We start from the raw sequence: 16,560 nt of genomic DNA, 5'->3' as shown, positions 1-16,560 counted from the left end.
TGGCGGGGCTGTGCGCCGCGGGGATACCGCCGCCGAGCGCGCCCGGCGTCAGAGCGCACAACCCTTTTTACAGCGCTCGACCGAACCACAGTATGGGATCAGACACCGCGCGCGCCGAGGGACGCCCCCCGGACGTTCCCGACTCGCCGACGGCGCTCGCGGAGGAACTCCTCCTCGCGTGCAAGCGCGACGACCCGACACAGCGGTACCGGCGCGCGCTCGCCGAAGCGACCGACGACGACCTGGCGGTGCTCCGGACGGAGCGGCGGGCGGCGCTCGCCTTCTGGCTCAACTGCTATAATGCCGGCACGCAGCTGCTGTTGGCGGAGCGTCCCGGACTCTACGAGAGCCCGCTGCGGTTCGTCCGGTTTTTCACCGCGCCGGCGATCACGGTCGGCGGGGCGTCGCTCCCGCTTGACCGCATCGAGAACGGCCTGCTTCGCGGCGGCCGCTCGAAGTACGGGCTCGGGTACGTACCGAAGCTGTACGTGACCGGCTTCGAGCGGCGCTACCGCCTCGCCGAGTGCGACCCCCGGATCCACTTCGCGCTGAACTGCGGGGCCGAGAGCTGTCCGGCGATCCGCGCCTACGAGCCCGCCCGCATCGACGAACAGCTCGACGCGGCGACCCGGAGCTACCTCGATTCGACGGTCGTCTACGACCCCGAGTCGGCCGTCGTCCGCGTTCCCCGGGTGTTTCTGTGGTTCCGCGGGGACTTCGGTGGCGGGTCCGGGATCAGGTCGTTCCTCCGGCGTCACGACGCGCTCCCGGAGAGCGCGTCGCCGTCGGTGCGGCACCGCTCGTGGGACTGGTCGCGGGCGGCCGGAACGTTTGCCGAGTGACGCTCGATCGACCGACCGGACCGTACCGTTTTGTTCGCCGGGCGCGTATGACCGCGCATGACACAGGAAGCAAGGGAGTTCTCGCTCCCGAACGTCGCCGTCGGCCCGGACCCCTTCTCGCTCTCGGCGCTTCCGGACGACGTCGAGTTCGCCGTGCTCTTTTTTCAGCGCGACCACTACTGCACGAACTGCCGCAAGCAGGTCCGGGACCTCGCCGATCGCATCGAGGCGTTCCACGGACGGGGCGCGGAGGTCGTCTCGATCGTCCCCGAACCGATCGAGCGCGTCGAGCAGTGGCAGGAGAAGTTCGGGCTCCCGTACCCGCTGTTGGCGGACCCGGACGTCGAGGCCGGCGACGCGTACGACCAGCCCGTCCGGTTCGGGATCCTCGGGAAGTTCTCGGATTTCTTCGGCCGGATGCCGGAGGTGGTCGTCGTCGACAGGCGGGGCTCGGACCCGGAGATAGCGTACGTCCACAAGGGCTCCTCGACGTTCGATCGCCCCGACGTCGACGAGATACTCGCCGAACTCGACGCGCTCCGGGCCGAGCCCCCACAGCGGGACGCCCCGGCGTGAGCGGCCGCCCGAACCCGAAACGCACATTAGTTCGCTAATTATATCTCATTACACACCATGAGCGAGTTCCCGGAGTACGTCGACGTATCGTACGCCGAGGGGGAGGGCGAGACCGCCGCCGACTACCCCGCCTTGGAGGACAAGATCGAGAAGGCGATCGAGGTCGTCACGACCGGCCTCGAGGAGTACGAGAACCCGGCGATCATGTGGACCGGGGGGAAGGACTCGACGCTGACGCTGTACTTCGTCAAGGAGGTCGTCGAACAGTACGGGTTCGACCTCCCGCCGACCGTCTTCATCGACCACTACCAGCACTTCGACGAACTGCTCGAGTTCGTCGACCGCTGGGCCGACGCGTGGGACCTCGAGGTCGTCTTCGCCCGCAACGAGGACGTCGGCGCGTACGTCGAGGAACACGGCCTCGAGCCGGGCGACGACATCGAGGTCGCCGAGCTCTCGGAGCACAACCGACACCACGTCCGGGAGATCCTCGAGTACGACGACGAGACGTTCCCGTTCTTGCTCGACACGTACGTCGGCAACCACCTGCTGAAGACGGTCGCGCTCAACAACACCCTCGAGGAGCGCGACATCGACGGCATCATCTCGGGCATCCGGTGGGACGAACAGGAGGCCCGCGCCGAGGAGACGTTCTTCTCGCCGCGACACGACCCCGACATCTACCCGCCGCACGACCGCATCCAGCCGATCCTGCAGTTCGACGAGAGCGACGTGTGGGACGCCTTCTGGTACTACGTCGTCCCCGAGTCCGTCGAGGACTTCCCGGACGACGGGTACGTCCCGCAGGACTACGACGACCTGCCGAACGGCCTCACGCACGAGGACATCCCGGTCTCCCCGAAGTACTTCGCCGGGTTCCGGTCGCTCGGCAGCGAGATCTCCACCGAAAAGAGCGACGAGGAGCCGGCGTGGCTCCAGGACCTCGAGAACACGACGGAACGGGCCGGCCGCGCCCAGGACAAAGAGGACCTGATGGAGCGGCTCCGCGATCTCGGCTACATGTAGCGGCCGCGGCTCCGAGCGCCGCGTTGGTAAAGAGTTTTGTCCGGGTTCCCCCAAACGGCGGGCATGACCGAGCACACCGTCGAGTTCGTCGGGACCGGCGAGACGATCACGGTCTCCGAGAAGGACACCATCCTCCAGCGGTGCATCGAGGAGGGCATCGCACAGGAGTACTCCTGTCGCGTCGGGATGTGTCTGGCCTGTTCGGCCGAGATCCTCGAGGGCAGCGTCACCCAGCCCGCGGCCCGCGGCCTGACCGAGGCCGAGCGCGAGCGCTACGCGCTGACCTGCATGGCCCGCCCGCAGTCCGATCTGAGACTCGACCGCGGGAAGTACCCGCCGAGCATCGAGGCCGACGCCGAACTCGACGGCTCGGACGCGGCCGCCGCCGACGACTGAGCCGCCCGCCTCCCTTCTGACTCCGGGTCGACTTCGCCTCCCGCTTTCAGGCGTCCGGGTACGTCCACGGCGAGACCGCCTCGATCGCCGCCCCGACGCGGAGAAGCGTCGTCTCGTCGTACGTCGCGCCGACGAGTTGCATCCCGACGGGAAGCCCCTCGGCCGTGCCGGCCGGCACGCTGAGGACGGGGTGGCCGCTCAGATTGAACGGCCACGCGAGGGTCCAGTCGCTCGGCAGGCCCTCGGTGGGTTCGCCGTCGATCGTCGTCGGGAACGGCTCCTCGTGGGTCAGCGGCGGCGTCGCAAGTGCGGGACACGCCACGGCGTCGTGCCCCGAGAGGGCGGTCTCGACGGCGTGGTACAGCTCCGTCCGGACGAAGTCGCTGCGGGTGTACGCCGCGATGTCGTTTCGCTCGCCGACCGAGACGATCGACCGGAGCCGCTCGGGGAGCTCCTCCCGGTGGTCCGCGAGGAGGTCGATGCCGAACGCCTCGCCGATCTCGGCGACGGCCGTGGCGAAGTACGTCGTCGCCGTGGTCAGATACGCCCGGGTCATCGCCGCCTTTTGTGGCGTCTCGATCGGGACCTCCTCGACGGTCGCCCCGGCGGCCTCGAGTTCCGAGAGCGTCCCCTCGATCGCCGTTCTAACGGCCGGATCGACCGCGAACGCGCCCAGATCCGGCGTGTACGCGATCGACACCTCCTCGGGGGCGGGCTCTCCGCCGACCGCCGGTCGGTACGAGGCCGGCGTCGGGACGCTGAACGGATCGATCGGGTCGGCCCCGGCCATCACGTCGAGGCCGATCGCGAGGCTCTCGACGTCCCGCGCGATCGGCCCGAGCGTCCCGACGGGCGTGTGCCCCCGGAACCCGTTGATCCGGTTTCCGCGCGGGATCAGGCCGTGGCTCGGCTTGATCGAGACGACGCCGCAACACGCGGCGGGGTTCCGGAGCGACCCGCCGACGTCCGAGCCCGTCGCGAGCGCACAGAGGCCGTCGGCGACGGCGGCCGCCGACCCGCCCGAGGAGCCCCCCGCGTTTCGGCCCGCCTCGAACGGCGTCGCCGTCGGCCCGCACAGCAGGTTGTCCGTCCTGACGCGGTGGCCGAGTTCGGGGGTGTTCGTCGTCCCGACGACGATCGCTCCGGCCGCCTCGAGCCGCCGGACCGTCACGCTCGTCCGCTCGGCGACGTTGTCCGAGAACGGGCGGAGCCCCATCGTGTTCGGAACGCCGGCCTTCGTCTCCGAGAGGTCCTTTATCGCCACCGGCACGCCCGCGAGCGGGAGGTCCGCGCCCGCCTCGAGGTCCGCCTCGACCGCCCGTGCGCGCGATCTCGCCTCGCCCGGCAACACGTTGACGAACGCGTTCGTCACGTCGCGCCGGGACTCGATCCGGTCGAGGGTCGCCTCGACGACCGCCGTGGGGCTCGACTCGCCGCTCCGGACGGCCGCCGCGATGTCGGCCGCCGAGGCGAACCCGTCCATGAGCCTCCATACGAGGGTCCGGTACTAAACGTTGCGTCGCGGCGTTTCGCGGGCGACGCGCACTCGTGTGATCGTCACACACCAGCCCGTCGCGTTTTTATTCGACAACGCGGTATCACACCGCAATGAACCGCCGCCGCTTTCTCGGGATCGCCGCCGCGACCGTCCCCAGCGGCGGCTGCGTCGTCGGCTACGCCGGAGACGAGCCCCCGGAGGGGCCCCGAGACGGCGACACGAGCGAAGATGATACCGGCGGCGAGGACCCGCCCCAGACGATCCCCGGGGTCGAACTCCCCGTTCCGCGCGAGGACCTCCGGACGCAGGTCGGGCGCGATTTCATCCCGGCGATCACGGAGCCGGCGTTCGCCGACGACTGGAGCGGCCTCGATCCCGACGACGTCGAGGACCCGACGCTCCCGGACGAGACCGCAGTCATCGGGATCGAACGCGACGGCGACGCCCGGGCGTACCCGCTCCGCGTCCTCGATTGGCACGAGATCGTCAACGACGAGTTCGGCGGTCCGATCGCGGTGACGTACTGCGTGCTGTGCGGCAGCAGCGTCGTCGTCGAGCGCCGCGTCGACGGCGAGCCGACGGTGTTCGGCGTCTCCGGGCGGCTGTGGCGCGACGACCTCGTGATGTACGACGCGGCCACGGAGAGCCTCTGGAGCCAGATCTTCGCGACCGCGATCCGCGGGCCCCGGACCGGCGAACGCCTCGGGGTCGTCCGCTCGACGCTGTCCTCGTGGGGCGAGTGGCGGCGCTCACACCCGGGGACCGACGTGTTGCTCCCGCCGCCGGACTCGGAGACGATCACCGGACGACACCGGGACTCGGCGTACTTCGAGTCGAAGTACAGCTACGAGTCGGAGTCACAGATCATCGGGTTCGACGGCGAGGGCTTAGAGCCGCGGACGCTCGTCGTCGGCGTCTCGAACGGCTCCGAGACGCGGGCGTACCCCTTCGGCGTCGTCTCCGAACGCGGCGTCGTCACCGACTCCGTCGGCGGCCTCCCGGTCGTCGTCACGGTCACGCCGGACGGGACGCTCGTCGCCTACGAGCGCCGCCTCGACGGGACCGAACGGTCCGTCGCCGCCGCCGGCGAGCGCTACATCGAGATCGACGGCTCGCGGTTCGAACGGTCGAGCGGCCGCGCGATCGACGGCCCACGCGAGGGCGAACGGCTCGAACGGGCGAACGACGACCCGCCGATGTTCTGGCGGGGCTGGTCGAACTTCAACCCGAACACGACCGTCTACGGCGAGTGAAGCAGTTTAGGCGTCGGGTATCGCCGATTCGCTCCGGTAGACGTACCGCGTGGGAAGCCCCCGGTCGTCCCTCGGCGGATCGGCCGGCAGCGAGCGCAACTCCCCGGGACCGGGCCGAACCGTCAGCCCGAGCGCGACGCCGTCGACGACGGCCGGCACCGGGACCCGGTGGCCGACCGTCGCCTCCGCGACCGACTGGACCGTCGGCGGCGCGTCCCGGTCGAACTCGGCGAGCGTCCGCATCCGCTCGGCGTACCCGGCGGCGAACCCGGGCGCGTCGGACATCGCCTCGCCGGCGAACGCGTAATAACAGATCTCGGGGGCCGCCTCGACGAACACCGGCCGCGCCTCGTCGATCGCGTCGAGGAACTCGTCCATCGCCGCCGTTCGGCCCGCCGATTCGAAGGCCGCCCGCGGGAGCTCCCGGCCGGTCTTCCGCTCGTGGACGCGCGAGGCGGTCCGGTAGCGCTGTTTCTTGACCGCCTCCCGGACCGGCGCGGGGACGACGGCGTCGGCCCGCTCGCTCAACAACTCGCGGGCCGCCCGCTCGTTCGGGCGGGGCGACGCCGTCGATCCGAGCCCGATCGGGACGTCGACGGCGATCCGGGCCGCGGTCTCCTCGTAGCGGGTCCAAAGCTCCCCGACGCCGTCGACGACGGCGGCGTGGTCGTACTCGCCGTCGGCGTACGCGACCGCGAGCCAGACGCCGTTCCGGGCGACGCTCCCGACGTAGTACTCGCTCACGGGTTCGATCTGTCCTTCCCGGTACGTATGTGTACCGCCGGCGTCGGACGGACGGCCGACGCGGACGCGGTCACTCGTGGGGGTGGAACCGCTTGACGGCCTGTTTGACCCCGGCCACGTCGCCGACGAAGGTGATGTGATCGCCGTACTCGAGTGAGTCTTCGGCCGACGGAACGTGTGAGTCGTCGCCCCGGCCGATGACGGCGACGATGACGCCGTCGGGGATCTCCGCGTTGAGCTCGGCGATCGTCTTGCCCACGAGGTTCTCCGCGGTCACTTCGATCTCCTGGACGTCGTGGTCGTCGCCCAGCTCGTTCATCCAGTGGGCGATCGCCGGCCGCTCGATCTCGTTGTCGATGGTGAATGCGGTCGCCGTCGAAACGTCGATCGCGGTCACGTCGAGCGTGTCGAAGGCGTCGACGTTGTCGGGGTTGTTCACCCGCGAGAAGACGCGCTCGACGCCGAACTTCGAGCGGGCGAGTTGGCAGACGAGCAGGTTCCGGTCGTCGTCCCCGGTGGCCGCGATGACCATCTTCGCCTCGTCGATCCCCGCGTCCTGTAGCACGCTGGCCTCGGTTCCGTCGCCGGAACGGACGGTAAAGCCCTCGTCGCGGGCGCGTTCGAGTCTCTCCTCGTCGCGTTCGATGATGACGACGAACTCGCCTCTGTTCTCCAGCCGTGTGGCGAGCGCCCGACCGACCCGGCCGCCGCCGACGATGAGTGTGCGCATTGGTGTTACTCCGAAGAAGTCCCCGATCTGTCTGGACAGCCCCGCCTCGAGGACGACGGTTGCGAAGATGACGACGAAGACGGCCCCGAGAAGCGTCTGTCCGGTCTCGGGGGCTCCGCTTTCGGCCAACTCGATGGCGAAAAGCGTCGCCACGCTGGCGGGGATGATCCCGCGCGGTCCGACGGCGCTCAAAAAGAGCTTCTCCCCGCGGGTGAACCGCTCGATCCCGGCCGTTGCGACGCCGACGACGAGCGGTCTGATGACGAGCGCCACCGCCAGGACGATGCCGATGCCCGCGAGCCCCAACGCGGCGATCGCGCCGATGTCGATGAGCGCGGCCAGCGCGATGAAGACGAACGAGAGGACGATAAGCGTCGCGTCGCGCCCGAACTCCTCCATCTCCTCGCGGTGGGGCACCTCGAGGTTGCCGAGGACGACCCCCGCGGTTGCGGCGGCCGCGATCCCGGCCTCTGTCGCAAACACCTCGGCCGCCCCGTATGCCCCGACGGCCGCCGCGATGGTCAGGAAACGCGACGCCTGCGGGGCGCTCTCGGGCGTGATGTCCGCCTGGAGGATCTTGTACACGATCACGGCGATGAGTATGCCGATCGTCACGCCGAGACCGAACCTGATCCCGAACTCGATGAGGCTCTCTGTCACCCCGCCCTCGCCGATGACGAGCACCTCGAAGATGACGACAGCTGTTATGGCGGCCGTCACGTCGTTGACGATACCTTCGCCCTCGAGCAGCGACGCGACGTGTTCCCGGACCTGAACGACCTCCAGGATCGGCGTGATGACCGTCGGCCCCGTCGCGACGAGGAGCGCACCGATGAGAAGCGCCGTCGGCCACTCGGTCCCGACGAGGAGCCGGACTGCGAGGGCCGTCCCGAGAAACGTCATCAGCGCGCCGACCGTGACGATCCGCAACAGCGAGTTGGGGGCCTCCCGGAGCCGCTCGAGTTTGAGGTCGAAGGCGCCGTCGAAGACGATGATAGAGACGCTCAGCCCGACGATGACGCCGAGTCCGTCCCCGAACGTCTCGAGCGTGACGAGCCCGATCCCCGACTCGCCCAACACGAGCCCGATGAGGATCAAAAAGAGAACACTGGGGACCTTGAGCCGCCTGGCGACGAGCTGTGCCCCAATACCCAACACTAAGATGGCCGCCATCACCGAAAGTATGCTCGAAGCCACGATCGTACCTTACCCGGGAGATATTTCAACCCCCCTCTTCCCGGCAGGAGCCGCGGCTTCCGTGGCGCGAGCCCCTACGACCGCCTCCACCACACTCCCTGGGTGCTCAAAACAGCGCGTCGTCCGCCCCGAGGACGGTCGCCGGACCGCCGACCTCCCAGACGCGCGTTTCGATGCCCAACTCGTCGATCTCCCCTTCGACCCGATCGACGTGCTCGGCGGTCGTGTTGACGTACACGGACGCGCCGGTGTCGGTCGAGAAGTACACCGGCAGGCCCTCCTCCCGCAGCGTCCGGACGGTCTCGAACACCTCGAGTGTCTCCGGCTGCCAGTAGACCCACCCGGAGGGGCCCGTCATCGTCGTCGCCGCCAGCGACAGCGAGTCGTCCTCGGCGAGTTCGAACGCCCGACCGAAATCGTCCTCCCGGAGCGCGTTCCGCATCGTCGCGATCTGCTCGTGGATGTGCGCCAGACGCGCCCGGAACATGTGGCTGTCGGCGGCCTCCTCGTGTGCGCGAGCTGTGTGTTTGAACGCCGGGATCTCGGCGGCGACGATCCGGAGTTCCGCCCCGAGACCGGTGTCGATGCGCTCGGCGCGGCAGTCGGCGTCGTCGAGCCCGGTCCGGAGCTGCGAGAACGCCCCGGTCACGGCGCGCGCGGCCGACGAGGAGCCCCGGCGGGCGATCGTCGACAGCTCCGGGCGGCTCAACTCGAGCCCGGCGGCCTCGGCCAGCGCGACCGCGGCGGCGGCGAACCCCGACGAAGAGGACCCGAACCCGATGTTCGTCGGGAAGTCGTTGACCGACTCGAAGCGGACCCGGTGGTCGATCCCGGCGCGCTCTCTGACGTGATCGACGACGCGTTCGAGCCGCTCGGCCCCCGTCTCGTCGATCTCCTCGCCGTCGACGACGTAGCGGTCGGCGGACAGCTCCGGATCGAACGCCGCCGTCGTCGTGGTGTGACTCGGCGCCGTACAGACGGAGATCGAATCGTGGTACGGGAGCCGGAGCGTCTCGTCGCGCATCCCGTGGTACTTGATCAGCCCCTGTATCGGGTGCGCCCTCGCGGTCGCCTTCATACCGACCCCTGCGCGGGGCGCGTCTTTGTCCTTTCGCTACGCCCCCCGCTTCGCCCCCGCGCCGGTGGTGGATTTAAGACCGTCCCCTCGCTGGTACCGGGTAATGCCACGAGAAGGTGACGCCGCTCCCGACATCTCCGCGACGCTCGGAACGAGCGATCACGACCCGTTCGAACTGTCCGATCACCTCGGCGACGGCCCGGTCGTCCTCGCGTTCTTCCCGGCGGCGTTCGCCCCGGTCTGCTCGAACGAGGTCGTCGTCCTCGAGGAGCACCTCGACCGCATACGCGAGGCCGGCGCGACCGTCTTCGGTATCAGCGCCGACGCGGCGTACTCTCTTGAGGCGTTCGGCGACCAACAGGGGATCTCCTTCGACCTCGTCAGCGACATGAGCGGCGAGGCGCTGCGGGCCTACGGCGTCGAGATCGACATCCCCGAACAGGGCCGGTACGGCATCGCCGACCGCGCCGTCTTCGTCCTCGACGGCGACGGGACGGTCGCGTACCGCTGGGTCGCCGAGGAACTGGTCGACGAGCCCGACTACGAGGAGATCATCGCCGCCGTGGAAGCGGCCTGACCCGTCCGGGCGAAGGGGAGAAGATCAGGGCCAACTGCCGGACTCCTCGTACGCCGAGAGGACGCGCCGGAGCGCGACCACGTAGGCCGCGGTCCGGAAGTTCGGGGCGCCGTACGACTCATAACAGTCGATCAGGCCGTCGAACGCCTCGACGATGTGCCGCTCGAGCTCCTCGTTGACGCGCTCTTTCGTCCAACTGAACCGCTGGCGGTTCTGGACCCACTCGAAGTACGACACCGTGACGCCCCCGGCGTTGGCGAGGATGTCCGGGAAGACGGCGACGTCGCGTTCGCGCAACACGTCGTCGGCCGCCGGCGTCAGGGGCCCGTTCGCCGCCTCGACGATGACGTCGGCCTCGACGTCCCGGGCGAGGTCGCCGTCGATCGCGTTCTCCAAGGCCGCCGGGACGAGGAGATCCACGTCGAGGGTCAACAGCTCGTCGTTGCCGAACTCCTCTGTGGCCCCGTCGTACCCGGAGACCGATCCGGTCTCGTTTTTGAACGCCTTGACCGCGTCCGGATCGAGGCCCTCGGGGTCGTGTACCGCCCCCGAGGAGTCCGAGACCGCAACGACGTCCGCGCCGAGTTCGGCGTCTATGAGCCTCGCCGCGACGCTGCCGACGTTGCCGTAGCCCTGCACGGCGACGGACGCGCCCTCGATCTCCCGATCGAAGTACGAGAACGCCTCCCGGGCGGTGAGCATCGTCGAGCGCCCCGTCGCCTCGACGCGGCCCCGCGACCCGCCGGACTCGATCGCCTTCCCCGTGACGACGCCCGGTTCGGTCGTGTTCTCCAGCGTCTCGTAGGTGTCTTTGATCCAGTTCATCTCCCGTTGGCCGGTGTTGACGTCCGGCGCGGGGACGTCGCGGTCCTCGCCGATGAGCGGCCGGAGTTCGACCGCGAAGGCCCGCGTGATCCGCTCGAGTTCGGCCGCCGAGTACTGCCGGGGGTCGATGACGATCCCGCCCTTCCCGCCGCCGTAGGGGATGTCCACGACCGCGCATTTGTAAACCATCCAGCCGGACAGCGCCTTGACCTCGTCGCGCGTCACCCCGGGATGATACCGGATGCCGCCCTTGTAGGGCCCCCGGTCGCCGTTGAACTGCGAGCGGTACGCCCGGAACACGCCGAGAGAGCCGTCGTCGAGTTCCACCGAGAGGTTCGTCTCGAGCACGCGCTCGGGGTTCTTGAACCGTTCGAGGGCGTCGGCGGAGACCTCGACGTACTCGGCGGCGTCCTCGATCTGCTCTTGGAGGCTCTCGAAGGGGTTGGCTGCGTCGGTCATGCATACACTGTCGGGCACCTGCGGCTTAAATTCCCGTCCGCGTCCGACACCCCCCGGAGGGCGATCGCCTCACCCGTCTGTCGCGGCGTCGTGTCTGTCGATGATCGTCTCTGCGCGCGCGATCAGCGGCGCGTCGATCATCTCGTCGTCGACGCGGAAGACGCCCCGGTCGGCCGTCTCGGCCGCGTCGAGGACCTTCCTGGCCCACTCGACGTCCTCGGGGTCGGGCGTGAACGCCTCGTTGATGACGCCGACCTGCCCCGGGTGGATCGCCATCTTCCCGTCGTATCCGAGCCCCCGGGCGAACGCCGTCTCCTCGGCCAGCCGCTCGGTCGCGCCGATGTCGGTCACGAGCGTGTCGATGGCGTCGACGCCCGCCGCGCCGGCCGCTAAGACGACGTGCTGTCGGGCGTGGGAGATTTCCGTGCCCGCCTCGGTCCGGGTCGCGCCGATGTCGGCCGCCAGGTCCTCCGCCCCGAAGGCGATCGCGTCGACCGGATCGGCCCCGGCGATCCCCTCTGCGTTGAGCACGCCCGCCGCGGACTCACACAGCGCGATGACCGGCAGATCGCGCCCGTTCGCTTCGAGTTCCTCGTGGAGGCGATCGACGTCCGCCGCAGACCCGGCCTTCGGCGCCATCGCCGCGTCGATCCGGCCGTCGCCCTCGAGAACCGCCGCGGCGTCCTCGGCGGCCGTCTCGGGGTCGGCGTTGAACCGGACGCAGACCTCACAGTCCGGATCGAACGCCGGGTCGGTCAGCACCTCGTTGACCGCCGCCCGCGCCGTCGCCTTCCGACCGGGAGCGACGGCGTCCTCGAGGTCGAACACGACCGTATCGGCGTCCGTCCCGGGGGCTTTCCGCATCAGTTCCGGCTCGTCACCGGGCGAAAACAGCACGCTTCGTCGGGCCATGCCCCGCCGTACACCCGGCGCTCGCATAACGCTGTCCCGTTTCCGCTTCCGCCCCTCCGATCTCGATCGAGCGAGCGGCTACCGCTCGGCCCCGTACTCGACGCTCGGGGGCCGCTCCGCCTCGGGAAACCGTCCTGTTATCTCCTCTGTCACCGCTGCGACCGGCGAGGGATCGGACGCCGCGAAGGCGTCGTCGGTCGCCCACCTGAACCCGACCGTCCAGTCGGGATCCACGAGGAAGACCGCCCGCTTGGGCGCGCCGTAGTGACCCTCGAACTCCTCGTAGGCGACGCCGTAGGTCTCCGCCGCCCCGCCCGCGTCGCCGAGAAACGGCATCGAAAACCCGTGGCGATCGGCGTAGGCCGCCGCCGCGTAGATGCTGTCCGCCGAGAGCGCCCACACCCGGAGCCCGTCCACGCCGTGCCACCCGGCCGCCTCGATCGCCCGCAGCTCCGCCGTCGGCACCGGGAGAAACGTCGCCGGCACGAACCAGAGCACCACCGCGTCGCCCGCCTCCACCGGACGGAACAGCTCGTAGACCGCCGGCGTCTCCCCCTCGACGCCCGGCAGCGCGAAATCCGGGGCCGTCTGCCCGTTGTGGATCATGCGTTCGCTGGGCTCTCCGGCGGCATGGGTCTGGCGGCCGAGCCCCCGGTCGTCGGACTCGGAGCCGTCGTCGCCCCTCCGAACCCGAGCCGACTCAGATCACCCCGACAGCGCCGCCTCCAACCGCTCGATGTACCGTTCGTCGCCGACGAAAAGCGGGGTTCGGTCGTGTAGGCCCCCCGGCGTGCACGCGAGCAGCGACCGATCGCCGTTCGAGGAGGCGCCGCCGGCCGACTCGACGACGTGTGCGATCGGGTGGCCCTCGAAGCAGAGCCGGAGTTTCCCCTCGGGTCGGTCCGCGAGACCGGGGTATCCGAACACCCCGCCGTGGGTCAACACCTGGTTTACGTCCGCGATCATCGCGCCGCCGTACCGCAGTTTGAGTTCGGACTCGACCGCCTCGACGTACGCGGCGAAGGCGTTGCTCCACTGCGGGACCCGGCCCCCGAAGCCGTACACCGTCGGCTCGTCGGGAAGCGTCAGGTCCGGATCGACGACCCGGCGCGTCCCGTCGTCCTCGACGACGCTTTCGGTGACGGTCCCGTCGCGGGCGACGACCATCGTCGTGATCGGACCGTAGAGGACGAACCCGCTCGCGACGACCGCCGCCCCGGGCGCCGGGAGGGGCTCGTCGTAGACGGCGAAAAGCGTCCCCATCGCGTTGTTCGATCTGAGATTCGAGGAGCCGTCGAGCGGATCGACCGCGACGCGGTACGCTCCGTCGCCGTTACCGTCGCTGTGGCGGACGGACCCGCGTTCCTCGCTCGCGTACGCCGAAACGCCCTCGACGCCGAGGAGGCGCTCGGCCAGCAGTTCGTCGGCGTACACGTCGGCCGCGAGTTGCGTCTCCCCGGAGGGGTTCGCGCCCGACTCGTAGACCCGACGCCCGGCGAGTCCACCCCGCACGTCGGGGGCGGTCTCGGCGATCGTCGCGACGATGTCGTCGAGGGGTCCGGACATCTACTCGGCCGCGGCGAGCGCCTCGTCGACGGTCGCCGCCTCGAAGATGACCGCCTCAAGCGCGTCGAGTATCCGCTCGGGGTTCTCGCGCTGCCAGACGTTCCGCCCGACGGCGAGGCCTTTGCCGCCGGCGTCGATCGTCCGTTTGACGCTCTCGAGAAAGGCCCGGTCGCTCGTTTTCGACCCGCCGGACATGACGACCTTCGTCGGCCCCGCCATCCGGACGGACTCCTCCATCGCCGACCGGCTGCCCGGGTACTTGACCTTCGCCACGTCGGCGCCCAACTCCAAGGCGAGTCGCGCCGCGTAGGCGATCGTCGAGGGATCGGTGTCGTTTTTCAGCCCCTGGCCCCGCGGGTACGACCACATCACGACCGGGAGGTCGTGTTCGCGGGCGGCCTCCTGTACCTCTCTGAACTCCTCGGCCATCTCGATCTCGTTGTTCGAGCCGCCGTACAGCGTAAACCCGACAGAGGACGCCCCGAGTTCGGCCGCGTACTCGACCGAGCAGTTGACCGCCGAGTCCGGCTCGCCCATCCAGAGGTTCGACGTCCCGTTGAGCTTCGCGAGCAGGTCGACGTCGTCCTCGTAGCTCGGGTAGTACGCCTCGGCGATCCCCTTCTGGACGGCGACCGACGTCACGGCGGGGTGGGTCGCCGCCTCGAACGTCCGCTCGGGGTCGGCGCTCTCGGGGACGCCCTCGAAGTCGACGGGGCCGTGTTCGAGACCGTGGTCGTACGCGAGGATGAGTACCTTCCCGTCCCGACACAGCGGCGCGTCGTCGATCGGAACCATGCTCGAACGTCCGATGAGACGCACAAAGAAGATTCTGGTCCGCGGAGCGAGAACAAGCGCCGCCGCCTGGACTCCCGCCGGCGGGCGCCGACCGCGATTCGTAGGTTTTTATTTGTCGGACGCAAAGCGTTCGTATGGAGTGGAAAACCGACTGGGGGCTCCGTGCCCGCATGGGGTTTACGATGTTTCTCCTCTTTGCGCTGTACCTCGTCTTCGTCGCCGTGTTGACGCTGTACTTCGGGAACATCCTGTTCGCGGCGGTCCTCCTCGGGGGCTTCTCGATCGTCCAGTACTTCTTCAGCGACAAACTCGCGCTGCGCTCGATGGGGGCACAGACCGTCTCCGAGGCCGAGCGCCCGGACCTACACGCCCGGATCGGTCGGCTCTCCCAGCAGGCCGATCTCCCAAAGCCCACGGTCGCCGTCGCCGACAGCAACACGCCGAACGCCTTCGCGGCCGGCCGGTCGCCGTCGAACGCGGTCGTCTGTGTGACCACCGGACTCCTCCGGACGCTCGACGACGACGAACTCGAGGGGGTGTTGGCCCACGAACTCGCCCACGTGAAGAACCGCGACGTGGCCGTGATGACGATCGCCTCGTTCCTCTCGACGATCGCCTTCTTCATCGTCCGGTGGGGCTGGCTCTTCGGCGGCCGCGGCCGCAACCAGACGCCGCTCATCGTCGCCATCCTCGTCTCGCTGCTCGTGTGGGTGATCTCGTTTCTCCTCATCCGCGCGCTCAGCCGGTACCGCGAGTACGCCGCCGACCGCGGGGCGGCATCGATCACCGGCAACCCCTCGGCGCTCGCGACGGCGCTGATGAAGATCTCCGGCCGCATGGAGAACGTCCCCGACGAGGACCTCAGAGAGCAAGCCGAGATGAACGCCTTCTTCATCATCCCCATCTCCCGGGGGTTCATCGGGAAGCTCGCCTCGACGCACCCCCCGACGGACAGCCGCATCGAGAAGCTCCGGGAGATCGAACGCGAGATGGAGCGTTAGCCGATCCGGGCCTGCATCGACGTTCGCTCGCTGAGGAGATCGACGACCTCGACGAGCACGGCGACGACGAGCGGCCCGGCGATGATACCGATGACGCCCACGGTGAGGACGCCGCCGACGAAGCCGACGAAATACAGGCTGGCCGGGAGGTGTGCGCGACTCGACGCCAACTGCGGCCGGACGAGCACGTCGGGAAGCAGCCCGATCACGAGCGGCCCGAGAACGATCACCCCGGCGGCCCGCTGCGGCAGGCCGATCAGGACGTCGTACCCGGCCAACCCGACGGCGAGCATGCCGGGGCCGGCGATCGGGAAGAACTGGAGGAGCGAGGCCACGACCGCGAGTTCGACGACGTCCGGGTAGCCGAGGACATAGAACACGGCGAGCGCGATCGGAAACGTGACGACGGCCGTCGCGGCCTGGATGACGTACAGCGCGTAGAGCGTCCCGGTGATGCGGCGCTGGAGGGCCTCGATGATGTCGTGGTACTCCGGGGGCACGATCCTGAACGTCGCGTGTCCGATCGCCCGCGGGCGCAACAACAGCCCGTACAACACGAGCACGAAAAGCGTGAGCTGAAGCACAATGAAGATCGCGTCGGCGGCGACGGAGATCGCGAGCGAGCGCAACAGCGCGGCCGCCGCCTCGGTGAGCGACCCGATGTCGATCGGCACGACGAACCCGAACAGCTCCAGCGGGATCTCCTCCGGGAGGCCGTTGAGGAACGCGACGATCGCCTCCCGGCGCCGAAACAGCGTCAGCGCGATCGGGGCCACCAAGACGACGACGGCCACCAACGCGGCGGTCGTGGCGAGCCCGCTCGCGAGGCGGCGCGGGACCCCCCGTCCGACGAGCCGCTGGCGGACCGGATACAGCACGTACGCGACCGTGACCGCAAAAAAGACCGTCTCGACGACGTTCCAGAGGACGGCGGCGGCGAGGACGCCCGCGGCGATCAACAGCCCGGCGAGCACGCGGCGCCGTCGGCGGAGCGAGGACATGGCCCGAGGTTCATCTCCCGGGGGCAAAACCCTTTGTCGGGTCGGACGCCCCTGGCCGCCGGATCTCCGGGCGTTCGGGCGCGT

General features: G+C 69.4%; 17 protein-coding genes. 7 read left to right on the top strand and 10 right to left on the bottom strand.

The window, feature by feature from the left end; all coding sequences use genetic code 11:
- The first annotated feature begins 92 nt into the window (after positions 1-92).
- The 4 genes from Q0916_RS11930 (at position 93) to Q0916_RS11915 (ending at position 2,840) form a co-directional block, all read left to right on the top strand.
- The gene (locus Q0916_RS11930) at positions 93-842 is read left to right on the top strand and encodes a DUF547 domain-containing protein (RefSeq protein WP_299237496.1); all 750 of its coding nucleotides are present in this window, start codon (positions 93-95) and stop codon (positions 840-842) included.
- A 57-nt stretch (positions 843-899) separates the two neighbouring features.
- On the top strand, positions 900-1,418 hold the full coding sequence (locus tag Q0916_RS11925; RefSeq protein WP_299237495.1) for a peroxiredoxin family protein: 519 nt from the start codon (positions 900-902) through the stop codon (positions 1,416-1,418).
- 57 nt (positions 1,419-1,475) lie between these two features.
- Positions 1,476-2,444: a phosphoadenosine phosphosulfate reductase family protein gene (locus Q0916_RS11920; RefSeq protein WP_299237494.1), complete on the top strand. Its 969-nt coding sequence runs from the start codon at positions 1,476-1,478 to the stop codon at positions 2,442-2,444.
- A gap of 63 nt (positions 2,445-2,507) precedes the next feature.
- Complete coding sequence (locus Q0916_RS11915; protein ID WP_299237493.1) at positions 2,508-2,840, top strand: 2Fe-2S iron-sulfur cluster-binding protein; 333 nt, start codon at positions 2,508-2,510, stop codon at positions 2,838-2,840.
- 46 nt (positions 2,841-2,886) lie between these two features.
- On the opposite strand, the gene Q0916_RS11910 is transcribed toward Q0916_RS11915, so the two are convergent.
- On the bottom strand, positions 2,887-4,323 hold the full coding sequence (locus Q0916_RS11910) for an amidase (protein ID WP_299237492.1): 1,437 nt from the start codon (positions 4,321-4,323) through the stop codon (positions 2,887-2,889).
- Between the two features lie 125 nt (positions 4,324-4,448).
- On the opposite strand from Q0916_RS11910, the gene Q0916_RS11905 reads away from it, so the two are divergent.
- A complete protein-coding gene (locus tag Q0916_RS11905; RefSeq protein ID WP_299237491.1) occupies positions 4,449-5,591 on the top strand; it encodes a DUF3179 domain-containing protein in 1,143 nt (380 codons plus the stop codon).
- Between the two features lie 6 nt (positions 5,592-5,597).
- Here Q0916_RS11905 and Q0916_RS11900 read toward each other — a convergent pair whose 3' ends face one another.
- The 3 genes from Q0916_RS11900 to mvaD all read right to left on the bottom strand — a co-directional run bounded on the left by Q0916_RS11900 (position 5,598) and on the right by mvaD (position 9,340).
- Positions 5,598-6,335 (bottom strand): DUF429 domain-containing protein, encoded by a 738-nt coding sequence (locus tag Q0916_RS11900; RefSeq protein ID WP_299237490.1) that lies wholly within the window; start codon positions 6,333-6,335, stop codon positions 5,598-5,600.
- A 70-nt stretch (positions 6,336-6,405) separates the two neighbouring features.
- Complete coding sequence (locus tag Q0916_RS11895; protein WP_349254532.1) at positions 6,406-8,238, bottom strand: cation:proton antiporter; 1,833 nt, start codon at positions 8,236-8,238, stop codon at positions 6,406-6,408.
- A 130-nt stretch (positions 8,239-8,368) separates the two neighbouring features.
- Positions 8,369-9,340 carry a phosphomevalonate decarboxylase MvaD gene (mvaD, locus tag Q0916_RS11890; protein ID WP_299237488.1) on the bottom strand — a complete coding sequence of 324 codons (972 nt, stop codon included), beginning with the start codon at positions 9,338-9,340 and terminating at the stop codon, positions 8,369-8,371.
- A gap of 103 nt (positions 9,341-9,443) precedes the next feature.
- Here mvaD and Q0916_RS11885 point away from each other — a divergent pair, with 103 nt between their 5' ends.
- Positions 9,444-9,917, top strand: a complete 474-nt coding sequence (locus Q0916_RS11885; protein ID WP_299237487.1) for a redoxin domain-containing protein — start codon at positions 9,444-9,446, stop codon at positions 9,915-9,917.
- Between the two features lie 24 nt (positions 9,918-9,941).
- Here the strand turns inward: Q0916_RS11885 and Q0916_RS11880 are convergent, their stop codons facing one another.
- The 5 genes from Q0916_RS11880 to Q0916_RS11860 all read right to left on the bottom strand — a co-directional run bounded on the left by Q0916_RS11880 (position 9,942) and on the right by Q0916_RS11860 (position 14,474).
- Complete coding sequence (locus Q0916_RS11880) at positions 9,942-11,201, bottom strand: Glu/Leu/Phe/Val family dehydrogenase (protein WP_299237486.1); 1,260 nt, start codon at positions 11,199-11,201, stop codon at positions 9,942-9,944.
- 69 nt (positions 11,202-11,270) lie between these two features.
- Positions 11,271-12,113 carry an HpcH/HpaI aldolase/citrate lyase family protein gene (locus Q0916_RS11875; RefSeq protein ID WP_299237485.1) on the bottom strand — a complete coding sequence of 281 codons (843 nt, stop codon included), beginning with the start codon at positions 12,111-12,113 and terminating at the stop codon, positions 11,271-11,273.
- 78 nt (positions 12,114-12,191) lie between these two features.
- Entirely contained in the window at positions 12,192-12,719 is a 528-nt protein-coding gene (locus tag Q0916_RS11870) for a redoxin domain-containing protein (protein ID WP_299237484.1), read from the bottom strand.
- Between the two features lie 99 nt (positions 12,720-12,818).
- A complete protein-coding gene (locus Q0916_RS11865; RefSeq protein ID WP_299237483.1) occupies positions 12,819-13,679 on the bottom strand; it encodes a class 1 fructose-bisphosphatase in 861 nt (286 codons plus the stop codon).
- Positions 13,680-14,474 (bottom strand): class I fructose-bisphosphate aldolase, encoded by a 795-nt coding sequence (locus Q0916_RS11860; RefSeq protein WP_299237482.1) that lies wholly within the window; start codon positions 14,472-14,474, stop codon positions 13,680-13,682.
- Between the two features lie 134 nt (positions 14,475-14,608).
- Between Q0916_RS11860 and htpX the strand changes: the two genes are divergently transcribed.
- Positions 14,609-15,475: a zinc metalloprotease HtpX gene (gene htpX / locus Q0916_RS11855; protein ID WP_299237481.1), complete on the top strand. Its 867-nt coding sequence runs from the start codon at positions 14,609-14,611 to the stop codon at positions 15,473-15,475.
- Here htpX and Q0916_RS11850 read toward each other — a convergent pair.
- Entirely contained in the window at positions 15,472-16,476 is a 1,005-nt protein-coding gene (locus Q0916_RS11850) for an AI-2E family transporter (protein WP_299237480.1), read from the bottom strand. The genes htpX and Q0916_RS11850 overlap by 4 nt on opposite strands.
- Positions 16,477-16,560: the final 84 nt, after the last annotated feature.

The sequence above is a fragment of the Natronomonas sp. genome, assembly GCF_028274965.1.
GTDB lineage: Archaea > Halobacteriota > Halobacteria > Halobacteriales > Haloarculaceae > Natronomonas.
The sequence above is the reverse complement of the archived record's forward strand: the minus strand, read 5'-3'. Positions and strand labels throughout refer to the sequence as shown.

Bases quoted from the DNA above. Each gene is read 5' to 3' on its own strand.
- Q0916_RS11930 (WP_299237496.1), top strand. From the start codon at position 93: ATGGGATCAGACACCGCGCGCGCCGAGGGACGCCCCCCGGACGTTCCC.
- Q0916_RS11925 (WP_299237495.1), top strand. From the start codon at position 900: ATGACACAGGAAGCAAGGGAGTTCTCGCTCCCGAACGTCGCCGTCGGC.
- Q0916_RS11920 (WP_299237494.1), top strand. From the start codon at position 1,476: ATGAGCGAGTTCCCGGAGTACGTCGACGTATCGTACGCCGAGGGGGAG.
- Q0916_RS11915 (WP_299237493.1), top strand. From the start codon at position 2,508: ATGACCGAGCACACCGTCGAGTTCGTCGGGACCGGCGAGACGATCACG.
- Q0916_RS11910 (WP_299237492.1), bottom strand. From the start codon at position 4,323: ATGGACGGGTTCGCCTCGGCGGCCGACATCGCGGCGGCCGTCCGGAGC.
- Q0916_RS11905 (WP_299237491.1), top strand. From the start codon at position 4,449: ATGAACCGCCGCCGCTTTCTCGGGATCGCCGCCGCGACCGTCCCCAGC.
- Q0916_RS11895 (WP_349254532.1), bottom strand. From the start codon at position 8,238: ATGGCGGCCATCTTAGTGTTGGGTATTGGGGCACAGCTCGTCGCCAGG.
- mvaD (WP_299237488.1), bottom strand. From the start codon at position 9,340: ATGAAGGCGACCGCGAGGGCGCACCCGATACAGGGGCTGATCAAGTAC.
- Q0916_RS11885 (WP_299237487.1), top strand. From the start codon at position 9,444: ATGCCACGAGAAGGTGACGCCGCTCCCGACATCTCCGCGACGCTCGGA.
- Q0916_RS11880 (WP_299237486.1), bottom strand. From the start codon at position 11,201: ATGACCGACGCAGCCAACCCCTTCGAGAGCCTCCAAGAGCAGATCGAG.
- Q0916_RS11875 (WP_299237485.1), bottom strand. From the start codon at position 12,113: ATGGCCCGACGAAGCGTGCTGTTTTCGCCCGGTGACGAGCCGGAACTG.
- Q0916_RS11870 (WP_299237484.1), bottom strand. From the start codon at position 12,719: ATGATCCACAACGGGCAGACGGCCCCGGATTTCGCGCTGCCGGGCGTC.
- Q0916_RS11865 (WP_299237483.1), bottom strand. From the start codon at position 13,679: ATGTCCGGACCCCTCGACGACATCGTCGCGACGATCGCCGAGACCGCC.
- Q0916_RS11860 (WP_299237482.1), bottom strand. From the start codon at position 14,474: ATGGTTCCGATCGACGACGCGCCGCTGTGTCGGGACGGGAAGGTACTC.
- htpX (WP_299237481.1), top strand. From the start codon at position 14,609: ATGGAGTGGAAAACCGACTGGGGGCTCCGTGCCCGCATGGGGTTTACG.
- Q0916_RS11850 (WP_299237480.1), bottom strand. From the start codon at position 16,476: ATGTCCTCGCTCCGCCGACGGCGCCGCGTGCTCGCCGGGCTGTTGATC.